Here is a 13518-nt window from a genome sequence, read left to right as displayed (position 1 = left end):
TTTTTCCAATGAAGTACGTTATTTTGCATAATTTTAACGTACACGCAATACCAAAAGGGCTTTTAAGTCTTGGTAAGCGGCTCATTGTACCAATCCAGCGTATGGACTCGCCGAAACGCCTGCCGAACTCCAGCACTGAAGGTGATGATTCCGACGTATTTTCAAGTCGAGAAGCTGGGATCGGGTCGGTGAATTCGGCAGATGGTTAAAAATGAAACCTACTGAACAGATCACCTAAACAATTAGGTGGCGCTTGCCTCATTAGGGAAACCCACGAGGGCGTATATTTTCAGGATCTCTTCATTTTCGGCTTCACCTTTAGCGAAGCCATCCTCATCGAAAAGATCTGGAAATAGCATATTTGCCTGGATCGTCATTTCGTATTTTATGGACGTTGAGTCATTCCCTTCCTCCGAGACTACCTCATTGACAAAAAAGAACTTGTAGAAGTCCTGCAGGTGCCTGTCATCGGTCACGAATTGAGTTCTAGCAAATTCTCGTTCATTTTGTTCTATCAGTTGTGTGAGTTGCCCAACCCTTTGAATAACTTGCACATCACCCAGCGCGTTGCTAGGGCTAAAATCAGCAGGGTCGTCCTTGAACTTGAGCACTTTTTTCGCGGCTACACAGCCGTAAATGCACGCAAGAGACGCCAAAATCAACGGGTGCCCCTTGTGAATGCTGAGGCTCGCAGCCTTCTCGCAAATATTTTGGGCCGCCTTGTACCTTTTGGCCGGCGCGATAGCATTGAAAATCCGTAGCCCATTAACGAAGCTCAAAAAATCGTGATAGCTAGGACCTAAGATCTCCGGGTGTATGCCTTTGAGAGTCGATATATACTTGGAGGCGAGGTCAATATCTTCTAGAACCCGGGCTTGTTTGAAAAAGCCTTTCAAGGCTGTCAAATCGCGGATAGCCTCCTGCGTTAATCCTTCAACATCGAAATTGCTCTGAGCATCACTAGCTTTTTCCATGAGAGCGGGTAGGTACGAAAAACCGTTGTGCGGCAGATCATTCTTCCTCAGCCAGGCCAATGACTTAGGCTCAGGCGGAGCTCCATCAGAGTCGCGTTCGAGCGATTTTTTGATGTGACTGATTGTGCAGAGATCCAAGAAAAAAAGGGTCGGGATCATTTGGCTCCATTGCCGTATGAACTCTAAATGCGCACGATTTTCCGGCGTGTTTGGTATCTGCATACGGATTTGCTGTTTTTTCATTTTTTATGACTCTGCTAATATGGCTATTTGCGGACGTATTACGTAGCTGGACTTGCAGTTCATATGCACCTTCCAGAATACATAATGGCATTTTTGGTGATTTCGACCTACGCCTCTATGAGGTCACTTCGAGCGCTAAACGCGCTACTTGGCTTCGAAGTTGGGCCCCACGTACTGCAGTGAAAAGCCCGCCGGTAATGGGTAGGCCGCACGCGTAGATTGTCGCTCAGCGCGATCTGGTGGACAAAAGCTAAGCCACTAGTAAAGCACTTGATTACAGCTGGAAACGCTGGGTTGGCGTAGTTGCGATACCTTTATCACACGGCCGCACTCATTGGCACAATTGAGCTGAGATCGCCTGCAGTCTCTCGGACGTGAAACTGAATCTTTCACGGATCACTGTGCAATGGAAAACGGGTGGGACCGCTTACGAGTTTGATTTAGTCGATGCGGCGGAATTGTCATCACCCGTATGTTTATTTGGGGGCGGTCCCCAAGCGCCTGCTGACACAGCAGGCGCGTGAGACCGATCAATTACCCGCTAAAGCGGTAACCGGTTAATCCCGCAAGGCGTGATACCCCGTACGCAGGTGAAAGGGTAATTGCAAAAAGCTTTAGGGGCGCATCGAGGCTGTAGAGAATTCGAACTCCACCTATATAGGGCTGGTGCATGTGTCAATCCTTTAAGTTACGCAAAAAAATGTGCACCATCAAAGCCAATCCTGGCCTCGAAATAAGGTTTTGAGTGCTCTGCGCAATTCACATTGCATTGATCTTTTTCCAAGTGCGTCGTAAAGCTAGGTGCAATAATTTCCATTTCAAGAGACTCGGCTACTCGTTGCACCGCACAGTTTTCTTTTCGAAGTTTTATCGCCAAGTAGAACTTCATTACAAGGGCTTGGTTCTCCGGGAACTGATACCACTTTCTTAGTACTGCATCGACAAGATCCCTTTTGTTTTTTCTGCACGCCTGCGCTATTTTTGCGTAACGATCGTGATGATCTCCATGGCGAGCGTCTTCAATTGCATCTCTCAAACGATCAGCGCCAATATCTAGCCATTGCGCGATATCATCTATATGGGAATCTAAAACTGTCCAAATCTCAAGTTCTGGTGTGAGTTTTTGTGCTGATGGCAGTGCAGTTGTGTAAATATGTTTTCCGGATAGCGGCTTTATTTCTGCTGATTGATCTGCATCTAGAACTGCGATGATTTCAAATGGCGGGCTCGGCGTAGGTTCGTAATGCTTCACAATTTTTTCAATATTAGAATCACAACGCATCTGAATTACAGAGAAGTCTGTGAGCATATCTGGATCCATTTTGTCCAGTATGTACTCAAGGAAAAATCTTGCTAATTCGTCTTCTACAATGTAAATGCCTAGAGTGTTGCTGGATAGCCCCAATGCTGAAAGATATTTCTTTACATGCTTGGGATTAGAGATGGCCGAACGGTTTTCCATACAATATTGTGACAAAATTCTGATGTTATCTATACCCACTTTGGACAGGATGTGCTCTGAGTGAGTTGATAAAATGACCCATAGCTTCTGAGCGAACGATTGGTCTGCAATCATATCCATTAAGCGTAGCTGGCTGTACGCCGAAATAAAGTTCTCAGGCTCTTCTATGAATAGCAGGCTTTTTGGTTCTATATAGTGATAAATAAACCATGCGACGTATAAGCAAGCTAGTTCGCCCATCCCCATGTCGGTATTTGTATAGCTTGAACCGTTAGGGAGCACTACCTTAAAGTAAGGAAAAGGGAATCCATACTCGTGTGGCATTGCATCAGGCACCTCATAGAAAACTAGTGTTTGATAACTTTTTCCGACCAGATTTTCAATCATGGACTTGAATTTAGGTTCATTGAAAGAGCGATTGTCGTCAACTCCCTCTAGAAGCTCTTCCACATTATCAGTGCTCCTTAAATACTCTATGATCCTGGTACACTCCCGTGAGGGTTCCAAGTAATAGGCGCTGAAACCACCAAGGATGGTGTCCTCTGGGGAGCAAACCTTGCTGTTTTTAACAATGGTTGCCTCAAAATCAGAATCAGAGAATTTGCTATGGGCCCCGGTAACGTCACCATCTTTGAATGCGGAATATAAGAATTTTATTAAAGTGGTTTTTCCAACACCATTTTTTCCGCATATAGCGGTGATTGCAGATTTGAAGTTTAGGTCGACTTCGCTTTTGAATCCAGAGATACCACGAGCTTTAATGTCCAAAAGGCGGCACGGGTATTTATCAATTTTCAATACATTGCGCCAAGCATCACTGATAGCTGCTAATCTCATTACTCCATCCTCCATTTTACTGCAGCATCCTCGATTAGCGTTTTTATTTCATCGCTGCCATCTCTTATTGATTCTATAATAGCTGCGATTGTTTCGTCCTCCGCTCGGTATAGAGAACAATTTTTATAGCCTGATAAGGCTAGGCTGATATTTATAACCATATCGCGAATTAGGATGGAACTTGTGGATGTTACGCGTGATGATGATCGCTCGATATATAGAAGTAAAAGCTCACGCAGAGAGCCTCGGTCAAAGCCAAAATAATCCGCAATGCTCTTGTCAATTTGTAAGTTGTTTTTTACTTTATTTTTTGCGAGCTCTAAATAGATAAAGCCTCTGAAGAACTGCTCATCGTGTAAATCGCCTCCGTCAATCAATTCGCTAGCTAAAAGATACAGCCAGTTAAATGACGAGGCCTTTGTCAAATTTATATCATCTTCGCTTGATATTAAGTTTTCTTTGACTTGGACAAGGAAGTCAATTGCGCCTTTGACTGCGTTTGTGATTTCTGGAGAAAACCCTTCCTTGTTTCTAAATCTCGCGGTTAGTGAGCGGTCGCTGATTGGAGTTCTTAGGCCTGAATTCTCTAAAATAAAACAAACCCTTGTCAGTAGATCGTTATACGCCATGCGAGAGTTGGAAAATCCAAGAACTGTTTTGTCGATCCCCTGTTTTGCCATGTAGGAAACCAACGATGAAACCTGATCTCTTATGCTGCCGAAAAAAGCATTGCGTTGTTCAGCTGACGTTAGTTTTACTGATTGGTTGAGACGATGAAATAACTCGCCGGGTTCACCATGGTTGTAATGGGTGATTTCATATATTTTTAGCAGGTACCGCTGGAATTCTAGTTTTTTATCTTCAGGTAAAGCAGAATATTTTAACCCTCCTAACTCAACAATATCGTCATCTAAGGGTTCAATTGCACCATCCATTGCAAACTTATTTTGCATGAAGTCTCGAATGGCTGTTAGTCGTTGTTGGCCGTCAAGAACTTCTGCTTTATGCGCATCTATACGTACCAAGTGAATTGGAGGAACCTGCCATCCGCGGAAGATTGAGTCTATCAATAATTTTTTTTTGTTTGAGTCCCATACCTCTCCTCTCTGGAAGTCAGGTCTCAAATCGATGTTATCTGAGATAATGTCATCAAAAACGCTTTTTATTTTTTCATCTCTTGGTGTGACGTTCATTTCTTCTCCTAAAATGTCACGGATGACAGCTTTGTGTTTGGCTAGAAGGATGTACAGTGTTAACTATAAAGTGGCGTGAATTGGCGAAGATTGCTAAATATCATGTGAGCACAATAGTCGTCGCGCGCCGGTCTGGCTCTGCCTGGTCTGAAGGTTTTAAGTCCGTTGGAAATGCTTAACATGACGTCCTGTCCTGAATGATACGCAGAATGAATTTTTGTGTGCGCTGATGTTATCTGAATTTCCGCACGTTTCGTAGGCGCCTTGAGTGACGGGTACTGACCGAAACTAGTGCTTTGGCTGAGGCCCGATTCTGGACGGTAGCTGCTTTAGGCCTGGACGACAGCTACTGGCTGGAATCGGCCTTATTCAACTGACCGTTTTGGCCAATGCTCCCACTCCCCGGGGGGGGCTAGCTCTCAGATCCTGCCTACTAAACAAATGATGGGTTGCTGACGAAACCGAGTCAACGCTGGTTCTGGGTAGCAATCCTTCAGTAGTCTGGCTGATTGGACTCCATCTCCCCGAGCCAGTCATACGCGCCGTTGAGCCAAAGGAAGATGCTATCGAGCACATCCCGTAAGTGCCGGATGTTGATGTGCGTAATGTCGGACAGGTGCTCTTTACCATATCTGGTCGTTGCGTAGCGAAACGCCATTGAATCCGGATCGACGTCGTTTAATTGGCGAATAAAGCCGTGAACCGCACTGACTTCGGTTTCCGGTTGATTCGGGCCGAGCTCTTTAAGCAGTTTGCGTAACTCCGACCACATTGGCATCAATGAATGTTTTTCATAGTTTCTAGCCTCTAGGCCTGCTAAGTTACGAGCTGTCGTCAGCATCAGCTTAAGCTGTAGCTCCAGAGCATGTCGGTACAAGAACAGCAGCGGATAGATTCCGCTATCAAGTGGCACTTTTCGATTTGCCATGGCTTCCATCAAGCCATCAGCAGCGTCTTTATATGCGAAGGCGTAGAGATCAGCTCGGAAGTGAGACCAGTTCAGCATAGCGTTGTATTGCCAGTCTTCCCCTTGGATGAAAAGTTGCTGCCCAATAAAATCGGATGGCCACCGGATATTTTCAAGCAAAGGGTCAAGAGTGCTCTGGCTGTCATCGTCCATGGCATTATCTCGCAATGAAAACATTTCTGAGATTGTAGCGGTCTTTGGCGCGTTGAGCAGCGTCAAGTAGCGCTTTTGGATTGAGCGGTTGCTGGCCCCGGTCTCCATTGGTGCTTAGATAAAAGTATCACTATGTAGTGTTTAGTGGGTTCCAGAAATGGTTTATTTTTTTCTGCCTTTACGGAGTCCAATCCAAGGGGCGCGGTAATGCAAGGCTAAAAATCTAGCCTACATCGACTCAACCAATATCACTTCCACAAATCTAAATTTTTTCCTGGCGGTTCTAACAGCTTCTTGCTCCGCGATGAGCGAGCTCAACGTATCAACCTCATGTACCATCTCTTTCATTTGGCCTTCAAACTCGTTTCCCACCCGAAGCGTGACTTTCAGTCTTGGCGTGAAGGCTCTTGAGACTTTCCTTTTCTTCGCTTCCTTTACAGGTTGTACGAATACGACATCCGGAGCGGTGCCTTGCGTGTGTGAGTTAATTGCCGGTTTAGGAGACTCAATTTCACCGAATAGCGCCAGGCGCATTTCTTCTTCCGTCAACTTTGTATTCATACTATTTCTCTAGAGGGTGGCCATATGTGCCGATTCTAGCAGTGCGGTCGGAGTTTGTAGTCACTCGGTCATACGTAGGCGATAGAGCCACCAGGCACCTGCGAGCGTTAGCGTTTTACTGGCGCCTTTCATTTGCATATGGAGTTGATTGCCATTGCACTCTTGTGTTGTTGCGGCTTCACATTTACGCTTTGCTCCGTCGCGGTCAATCCCGTGACCGGGTGTCAGAACCTGCATTGTTCGAGGCGCATAGCGCCATAGCTAGTGATTAAGTGCTTACAGAGGCTTAGCTGCTGCTTTTCTATGGCGGTCCGTGCGGGGCAGGCTTCGGCCTGGCCGGTTCCCTCGGACGCCGGTTTCTGACCCCCGTACGGTCCGCCACCCATTTCGTGTCAGAACGGTTGGGTGGACGGCTCCTTAACTGTCCGAGGAGATAAGGAAAATGCCCTGTCCCCCTTTTAAGCTCGTGCGCCACCCCGGCCGTTTTTTTGGTACCGCAAACTATCTCGGAGGACTCCGTGATGTTTGATCTCTCGCTTCTTGCCAACCTTCCCAAACCCAACACCATTGATACTGCATCGCTCACCCCTGAAGATGCTGCCATTAAACTGCGACAGGCTGCTACGCTTCGGCTTAATGGGGCACAGAGTATTTTGCTGCATTTTCCGCAGGAGGTAGAGCTGGCGGTAGAGCTGCTGGATGATGCCGCCGTGTTGTTCGACAAAGCGTTCCGGTATCTGACTGGTATTCCGGCTCAACGCATCCATCAACATATCGGTGAGTACTACGCTGTCCCGTCCGCTGAAGGCTGTCCGGGTATTCGAACACCCTGGAGCAATGAGTTTAGCTCAATGATTGAGGACGGCGTTCGTTGTGCGCAGACGTGGCTTGACGGTTCATCACTACCGCTATGGTGGGCACTGGCGCAGAACCGAAAGCGTCATCACCCAGGTGATCCACAGGAAGCGTTTGAAGCCGGTTTTTTGCTGCGGTTGCAGCAGACGCTGATCATGCGGCCTGAGGCGGTCACCCCCTCGAACAACCAGCTTTGATGCCTGATTCTGTAATTGACTTTGAGATTTTGCTTTTCCCGCCAAACCCTCCGATCCAGCGATCTTTGATCGCGCCGATCGGAGGGTTCACTCGCTTTTTTCGAAGCCGACTTGCTCTCCAGTTCTTTTTCAAATTTGATTAGCTTCTCGCCGTCGTATCCCGTCAGTAATTCCCCACGATCTCTATCGCGCGAAGCGCATTCGAAGAGTGTCAGAGCCAATCTTGTTTTAGGGTATGGCTAGGACGTGGCGACACCGGCGACACTGGCGACACTGGCGACAATCCCCGCAGAACGGGGCCTAGAGGCTGGCGACAAAAGTGGCGACTGTCGCCACTTTTTGTACGCTTTGGCCATGAGGCTTGACCGCCTTTTCGAGTGGGTATAAAAATTGGCGCATGGACCGCTGTCGTTGACAGCACCAGCCCAGGTAGCCAGAGCCTTCAAGGCTACGCCATTTGTGTGGTGGTTCTCCCGAAGTGCGATTAGCGTCCGGCGGCTCGCACGGTCACTCCCCAGGAGTGATGGATGCCTACTCGACTTATCTGTCTGCTGCGGCAGACGATGGACCTTCCTCGCTGCGCTGCAGCAACTTCACCTTTCGGCACACTTCACTGCGCCAGGCCGTGCCCGTCTCTTTCTCCTGGAAAGAGACGGGCGTTCGTAACACTGCTGCAAGCCGCGTCGTACAGGGCATTGCTGCAACTCTCCTCGTGACAATCGATCTGACAAATCCGATTCGTCGCCATCCGTAACGACACAGGCGCCGGTTGCCGCAGCCTATGGAAGGGCTGCACCTGACTGATAGTCAGGCATGCCTCAGGTGTCCATGTCGTTGCCTTCTCCCACCCAGGATCTCTAGGCGCCGAACTCGTCAGTCGGCACAGCCTCCACCCGCCCGTATCTTCGGATGCGCGAAGGAGGTCAGGTCTTTGGGTTCATGCCCTCGCTCCCGGTCGTAAGGAGCCGTGCGTTCCGCGTCAGTGAACACCTCACAGGCCGCAGGGGCCTTGATCCCTGATAACACTCAACAGCCGTGGCGGGAATACGTGAGGACAACCAGCAATGAACGAGGAGAGGGGCCATGCAGCAGTTAGATCCGAAGCTTGAACTACCACGTCCGCTGATTGAGTCGAATCCTGTGGCCCAGCTTTATCCGGTGCAGGCACTGGGTGGGATTCTTGGGCCTGCGGTGGAGCGCATGGCCGAGGTCATCGGCGTGCCTCAGGCACTGGCCGCGCAATCGGTGTTGGCTGCCTCGGCACTGGCCACTCAAGGTCATGCGGGCTTACAGCTCGACGGAAGAAATTATCCGCTGTCGCTGTACCTGATCACGGTGGCCGCGTCCGGCGATCGCAAAACGGCAGCAGATCGATGTGCATTATTGCCAGCACGGCAATGGGAGCGTGAGCAGTGGCAGCGTTACCGCGAACAGCTTGCACAGCACCGTGCCGCACAACGGCAGGCGCAGCGTATCAACCCTGCCGATCCTGAGTCCACGAACGGGGTGCCGCTCGAAGCAGAGCCTTCAGCCCCTAGGCTGATAACCACAGACCCGACTATCGAGGCCCTGATCAAGGGGCTCTGTCATGACTTGCCGAGCATGGGCCTGTTCTGTGACGAGGGCGGACAATTCCTCGGCAGCAGCACCATGAGTCGGGATAACCGTTTGAAGGCGGTCACAACCTTGTCGTCACTCTGGGACGGTAGCCCGATAGATCGCGCGCGCTCCATGGTTGGTGAAAGCTTGCGAGCCTACGACCGGCGCTTGAGCCTGCATCTGATGCTGCAACCATATTTAGCCATGCAGTTACTCAGTGACCCGTTGCTGCAAGGGCAAGGCATTCTCGGCCGCTGCCTGATGACCTGGCCCACCAGTGTAGCCGGGCAACGTAGCTACCAGGCTGTCGACTTGTCCAAAGATGCCGCCCTCAAGCGCTATCATCACCGCCTTTCGGCTCTGTTTTATCAGCCTTGGTCACTTTCCGCTGGCGGTGCCTTGCGTCTATCACCGCTGAGCCTCAGTCCACTGGCTCGTCGTCGCTGGATTGATCTGCATGATGCCATCGAAGCCCAACTGGGTGAGTTTGGCGAGCTGGCCAGCGTACGGCCTAGCGGATCGAAGGCCGCCGATAACCTGCTGCGCGTCGCCGGCATTCTTGCAGTTGTGGAGGAGAGCAGCGTCGTGGAGGTCGACCATATCCAACGGGCCTCGGCCTTAGTCGGTTACTACCTCACCGAGATCCAGCGTCTGACTGAGCAGGAGCCAGTGTGTCGAGTTAAGGAGGAGGCGGACCGGCTGTTGCGCTGGCTGCAGGTCAAAGATTGGAAGCGCTTTAGTATTCGAGACCTGAACCGCAACGGGCCCCGCTTTGCTCGTAAGAGCAGTCGCCATGCCACCAAGCTTTTAGTCGAGTTGCTTGATCATCAGTGGTTGATCACCGACGGCCACACCTTCGAGGTGCGCCATGTTTAATCTTGATGAAGCGCTACGCAACCATCTCGCTCAGCGCCAAAAGGAGCCGAAAGCGCGATTTGTCGCCGCTACTGTCGCCACGTTGTCGCCACACTCAAAGCCAGGCAGAGCAAGGGTTGTCGCCGCTGTCGCCGATGTCGCCACCGTCCGTAAAACTATCACCTCGACGACCGCCATCATTCAGTGGTTGAAAGAGGAGGGCGCACATCTTTACGTCGCCGACAACACGCTGTGTTTTCGCCCGACCGATTGGGCTCAGATCCCCATCGTGAACGCGCACTGGCGAGCCCTTTTGCATGATCTCGCTGCAGTCGATCAGGAAAAGAAAAATGGCTCGGGTTGGTAAGCGATTTGGGCGCAATTTCGGCTTCGGTCGCCAGCTCAGCTATGCCGGACCGCAAGCCTTGAAAGATCTATTTGGCGACGGCCATTTTGCTACCGTCAAAGCCCATAGCGATCGCTGGCAGGCCTTTGTGCGTTGGTGTCGTTCCGAGGAAGGCCCGAGGCTCAATGACGCGCGACAGATCGGCCGCGAGATCCTCATGCGGTACGCCACTCACATGCGGGAGCAGGTTGATCAGGGCAACGTCGGCATCGCCACCGCGCAGAACCGCCTGTCCAGCGTCAACCGAACGATGGCCGCGCTGCGCGGTGATCAGTACGTCAAAATCCCCAGTCCGAGCAAGGCGCTGGGCTTGCAGCGCTCAAGCGTGCGTAGTGAGCCCCCGCAAGGCCAAGACCGTGTGCAGGTCGAGTTGATCGCACGGGCACTGTCAGAGCGAGGTCAGCAGCGTGTTGCCGCAATTGTGCATCTGGCCCGGGATACTGGTATGCGCTTGCGTGAGGCGATCCTGGCGGATCTGCCCCGACTGCAACGTGAGGCTCGGCAACTGGGCAAGATCAACATCCAGGATGGAACCAAAGGTGGTCGGTCAGGCTCATCAGCGCCGCGTTGGATCGCGGTCACCGATCAAATCCGTGGCACCTTGGATAGGGCCTGGGAGGCTTCACCCAGTCGCAGTCGGAACCTGTTGGCCCCCAACGAGAGCTACAAAGAGTTTATACAGTCAGTTGTGCGACCGGCACGGGGCATCTTGCATGAGCATGGATTGAGAGGCTTTCATGAGTTGCGGGCGGCTTACGCCTGTGAGCGTTATGAGCAACTGACTGGCTTGAATACACCCGTCAATGGCGGTCGTGTTCATCGAGAAGATCGAGAGCTTGATCTGCGTGCACGACAGCAGATCAGCCACGAATTGGGACATAACCGCATCGATGTGGTGAGTGCCTACATCGGAGGTCGGCGATGACGTCCGAGTTCGACATAGCGTTGTTTCTGCGCCCCGTGCTCAAAGGTGCACATGCCACGCGGCAGCGGCACATCAGGCAAGCAGAGAGGATGCACGAGGTGATTCGTGAGCGCTGGGGTTGCGCGACTCCCTGGTCCTGGAGAGAAAAGCACGTGAGATGGTTTCTGGAGCACTACCTGCGATGCTCAGCTCCAGCTACCGTCTACTACTACGACTTAACAGCAGGGTTGATCCGCCGCAGAAAGGCAAAAGTCGTGGTTGCCTGATAGACCTTTAAGCGTGAGCCCCTGAGTATGGGAATGCGGAGCCTTCCCATACTCAGGGGCTTGGCTGAAGAGGCGCAGGCATACCAGAGATCTAGCGATTGTCGTCACTCCTTTCGCCCTACTACACGACACGGATCGTAGTCGGTGGCGCGTACCTTTTGGATGTTCAGCGAATCGGTACGACGTTGCGATCTCTGGTTTGATTGATGGCCGATGCCGACAGGCTGCCGGTGGCCGCCTTCTGGATATGTTCACTCCACCAAGCCATCATCGGACGCCGGCGTTCGATGTAATCCGTCCGGTTGTAGGCGCTACGAACTTCGTCCTTGTCGACATGCGCCAGTGCGACCTCGATCAGCTCCGGATCCCAGCCATGCTCATTCAGGATGGTGCTCGCCATCGAGCGCAAGCCGTGGCTGACTAGACGGTCCTGAAAGCCCATGCGCTTCAACGCCATGTTGGCGGTCTGGCTATTGGCATGGGTGCGGGGGTTTCTATCTGAGGGGAACACGTACTCTCTGTTACCGCTGAGTTGCTTGAGTGTCTCCAGTAACGAAAGTGCCTGATCGGTAAGAGGGATTGTGTGCGGCCGACGCTTTTTCATGCGCTCTGGCGGAATGGTCCAAATGCGTTTGTCGAAGTCGATATCTGCCCATCGTGTGGTGGCTGCTTCGGCAGGGCGGGTCATCGTGTGCAACTGCCATTCGATCAGGCAGCGGGTCGTGCGTTTGATGCTGGCATTCGCGATTTCCATCATGAGCTCGGGAAGCTCCTCAGGTGGTAGCGCAGCCATGTTCTCTTTCTTGGGTTTCTTGAACACCGCCCGAATGCCATTGAGGGGGTTCGCAAATATCAGCCCGGAGTTGACCCCATAGGTCATGATCTCGTTGAGTCGCTGACTCAATCGTTTCACAGTTTCGAGGCTCCCTTTGGCCTCGATTGGGCGAAGGATTTTAATAACCATCGGAGCAGTGATTTGAGAGAGCGGCGTGGTTTTCATGCTTGGGAAAACATGGAGTGTCAGCGATCTCCAAATGTCTTCGGCGTAGGCTTTGGTTACGGAGTCTTTCTTTAGCTCGAACCAGGCGGTGGCCACCTTCTCGAAAGTGTGTTCAGTCTCAGCAAGTTTGGCTTGCCTTACCTCATCACGCTGGGTTTTGGGATCAGTGCCTAAAGCGAGCAGCTCACGCGCCTCTGCGGCTTTCTTTCGGGCGTTGGCTAGCGAAAGGTCGGGGTATGGACCAAGCGCCATATTGATACGGCTTCTGGTCAGGGGCTCGCGGTAATTAAAATTCCACATCATTGAGCCGCTCGCACGTACTCGAAGCTGTAAGCCATCACCGTCGCTGAGGACGAAATCTTTACCGGTTGCCTTGACTGCCTTGAGCTGGCGATCGGAGAGGCGGGTTGCGTTAGTAGGCATAGGGCTACCTCCAGCACCGTTTTGGTATCCTGAAAATAGCATTTGGCAGTCCGGGATACCACCTGGGATACCAAAGCGGCTGGAATTCAGAAACTCTCCAAAGCTCCCATAAGCGCTGAAACCCTAGTATTTACTGGATTTAAGGCACAAAAAAAGACGTCCATGGACGTCTTTAGTTGATCAAATGGTGGAGCCGGGGGGATTTGAACCCCCGTCCGCCAGTACTCCGCTGTCGGTACTACATGCGTAGCCGTTTCTATTAAGTTAACCCTCAGCGACCCGAAGGGCAGGGTGCTTTGGGCGAGTTGTGTAAGTTTTAGCCGCTTCGTCCACAACGTACTGCACGGCGATTCTGTTCTATATGACAATCACTTTGGGTTTACAGACATCCCCTGGTGATTGCTGGACCCGAAGGTACCAGAAGCTCAGGGCTAAGGCTGCTTACGCAGCGAGAGCGAATTCCTGGCCGTAGTTTTCGTCATTGGCAACTATAAGAAGTTGCAACAGTGGATTTACGAGTTCTGTTACCAACTCGGCATGCACCTAAAGTTTCGCGACCGGCGTCGAATCCTAAACGGCCCCGTGCTTGTAACTCGTTGTTT

General features: G+C 51.3%; 11 protein-coding genes and 1 other RNA gene. 5 read left to right on the top strand and 7 right to left on the bottom strand.

Features of this window, described 5'->3' with window-relative positions; genetic code table 11:
* Positions 1–242: 242 nt before the first annotated feature.
* The 5 genes from C4J85_RS23255 to C4J85_RS23235 form a co-directional block, all read right to left on the bottom strand.
* Positions 243–1217 (bottom strand): hypothetical protein, encoded by a 975-nt coding sequence (locus C4J85_RS23255; protein WP_124410805.1) that lies wholly within the window; start codon positions 1215–1217, stop codon positions 243–245.
* 688 nt (positions 1218–1905) lie between these two features.
* Positions 1906–3516: an ATP-dependent endonuclease gene (locus C4J85_RS23250; protein ID WP_164487603.1), complete on the bottom strand. Its 1611-nt coding sequence runs from the start codon at positions 3514–3516 to the stop codon at positions 1906–1908.
* Positions 3516–4709, bottom strand: a complete 1194-nt coding sequence (locus C4J85_RS23245) for a DUF262 domain-containing protein (protein WP_124410803.1) — start codon at positions 4707–4709, stop codon at positions 3516–3518. Before C4J85_RS23245 ends, C4J85_RS23250 begins: the two co-directional genes overlap by 1 nt.
* Before the next feature lie 493 nt (positions 4710–5202).
* Positions 5203–5895 (bottom strand): hypothetical protein, encoded by a 693-nt coding sequence (locus C4J85_RS23240; protein WP_256657815.1) that lies wholly within the window; start codon positions 5893–5895, stop codon positions 5203–5205.
* A 162-nt stretch (positions 5896–6057) separates the two neighbouring features.
* Positions 6058–6390, bottom strand: coding sequence for a hypothetical protein (locus C4J85_RS23235; RefSeq protein WP_124410802.1), 333 nt, complete (start codon positions 6388–6390; stop codon positions 6058–6060).
* Between the two features lie 521 nt (positions 6391–6911).
* On the opposite strand from C4J85_RS23235, the gene C4J85_RS23230 reads away from it, so the two are divergent.
* The 5 genes from C4J85_RS23230 to C4J85_RS27790 all read left to right on the top strand — a co-directional run bounded on the left by C4J85_RS23230 (position 6912) and on the right by C4J85_RS27790 (position 11493).
* Entirely contained in the window at positions 6912–7442 is a 531-nt protein-coding gene (locus C4J85_RS23230; RefSeq protein ID WP_124410801.1) for a LasR-specific antiactivator QslA, read from the top strand.
* A 1083-nt stretch (positions 7443–8525) separates the two neighbouring features.
* Positions 8526–9917, top strand: coding sequence for a YfjI family protein (locus C4J85_RS23225; RefSeq protein ID WP_124410800.1), 1392 nt, complete (start codon positions 8526–8528; stop codon positions 9915–9917).
* Positions 9910–10263, top strand: a complete 354-nt coding sequence (locus tag C4J85_RS23220; protein ID WP_124410799.1) for a hypothetical protein — start codon at positions 9910–9912, stop codon at positions 10261–10263. Before C4J85_RS23225 ends, C4J85_RS23220 begins: the two co-directional genes overlap by 8 nt.
* Complete coding sequence (locus C4J85_RS23215; RefSeq protein ID WP_124411227.1) at positions 10247–11227, top strand: integrase domain-containing protein; 981 nt, start codon at positions 10247–10249, stop codon at positions 11225–11227. Before C4J85_RS23220 ends, C4J85_RS23215 begins: the two co-directional genes overlap by 17 nt.
* Positions 11224–11493 carry a hypothetical protein gene (locus C4J85_RS27790; RefSeq protein WP_124410798.1) on the top strand — a complete coding sequence of 90 codons (270 nt, stop codon included), beginning with the start codon at positions 11224–11226 and terminating at the stop codon, positions 11491–11493. The genes C4J85_RS23215 and C4J85_RS27790 overlap by 4 nt, the downstream gene beginning before the upstream one ends.
* A gap of 166 nt (positions 11494–11659) precedes the next feature.
* On the opposite strand, the gene C4J85_RS23205 is transcribed toward C4J85_RS27790, so the two are convergent.
* On the bottom strand, positions 11660–12916 hold the full coding sequence (locus tag C4J85_RS23205) for an integrase domain-containing protein (protein WP_014719966.1): 1257 nt from the start codon (positions 12914–12916) through the stop codon (positions 11660–11662).
* A gap of 185 nt (positions 12917–13101) precedes the next feature.
* Positions 13102–13498, bottom strand: a transfer-messenger RNA (tmRNA) gene (ssrA, locus tag C4J85_RS23200).
* Positions 13499–13518 lie beyond the last annotated feature (20 nt).

The organism is Pseudomonas sp. R4-34-07 (genome assembly GCF_003852375.1).
In the GTDB taxonomy this organism is placed as follows: domain Bacteria; phylum Pseudomonadota; class Gammaproteobacteria; order Pseudomonadales; family Pseudomonadaceae; genus Aquipseudomonas.
Note: the sequence above shows the minus strand (reverse complement) of the source record. Positions and strands in the feature narration are given on the sequence as shown.

Excerpts from the sequence above, each read along its gene's own strand:
- C4J85_RS23255 (WP_124410805.1), bottom strand. The coding sequence starts at position 1,217 with ATGAAAAAACAGCAAATCCGTATGCAGATACCAAACACGCCGGAAAAT.
- C4J85_RS23250 (WP_164487603.1), bottom strand. The coding sequence starts at position 3,516 with ATGAGATTAGCAGCTATCAGTGATGCTTGGCGCAATGTATTGAAAATT.
- C4J85_RS23245 (WP_124410803.1), bottom strand. The coding sequence starts at position 4,709 with ATGAACGTCACACCAAGAGATGAAAAAATAAAAAGCGTTTTTGATGAC.
- C4J85_RS23235 (WP_124410802.1), bottom strand. The coding sequence starts at position 6,390 with ATGAATACAAAGTTGACGGAAGAAGAAATGCGCCTGGCGCTATTCGGT.
- C4J85_RS23230 (WP_124410801.1), top strand. The coding sequence starts at position 6,912 with ATGTTTGATCTCTCGCTTCTTGCCAACCTTCCCAAACCCAACACCATT.
- C4J85_RS23225 (WP_124410800.1), top strand. The coding sequence starts at position 8,526 with ATGCAGCAGTTAGATCCGAAGCTTGAACTACCACGTCCGCTGATTGAG.
- C4J85_RS23220 (WP_124410799.1), top strand. The coding sequence starts at position 9,910 with ATGTTTAATCTTGATGAAGCGCTACGCAACCATCTCGCTCAGCGCCAA.
- C4J85_RS23215 (WP_124411227.1), top strand. The coding sequence starts at position 10,247 with ATGGCTCGGGTTGGTAAGCGATTTGGGCGCAATTTCGGCTTCGGTCGC.
- C4J85_RS27790 (WP_124410798.1), top strand. The coding sequence starts at position 11,224 with ATGACGTCCGAGTTCGACATAGCGTTGTTTCTGCGCCCCGTGCTCAAA.
- C4J85_RS23205 (WP_014719966.1), bottom strand. The coding sequence starts at position 12,916 with ATGCCTACTAACGCAACCCGCCTCTCCGATCGCCAGCTCAAGGCAGTC.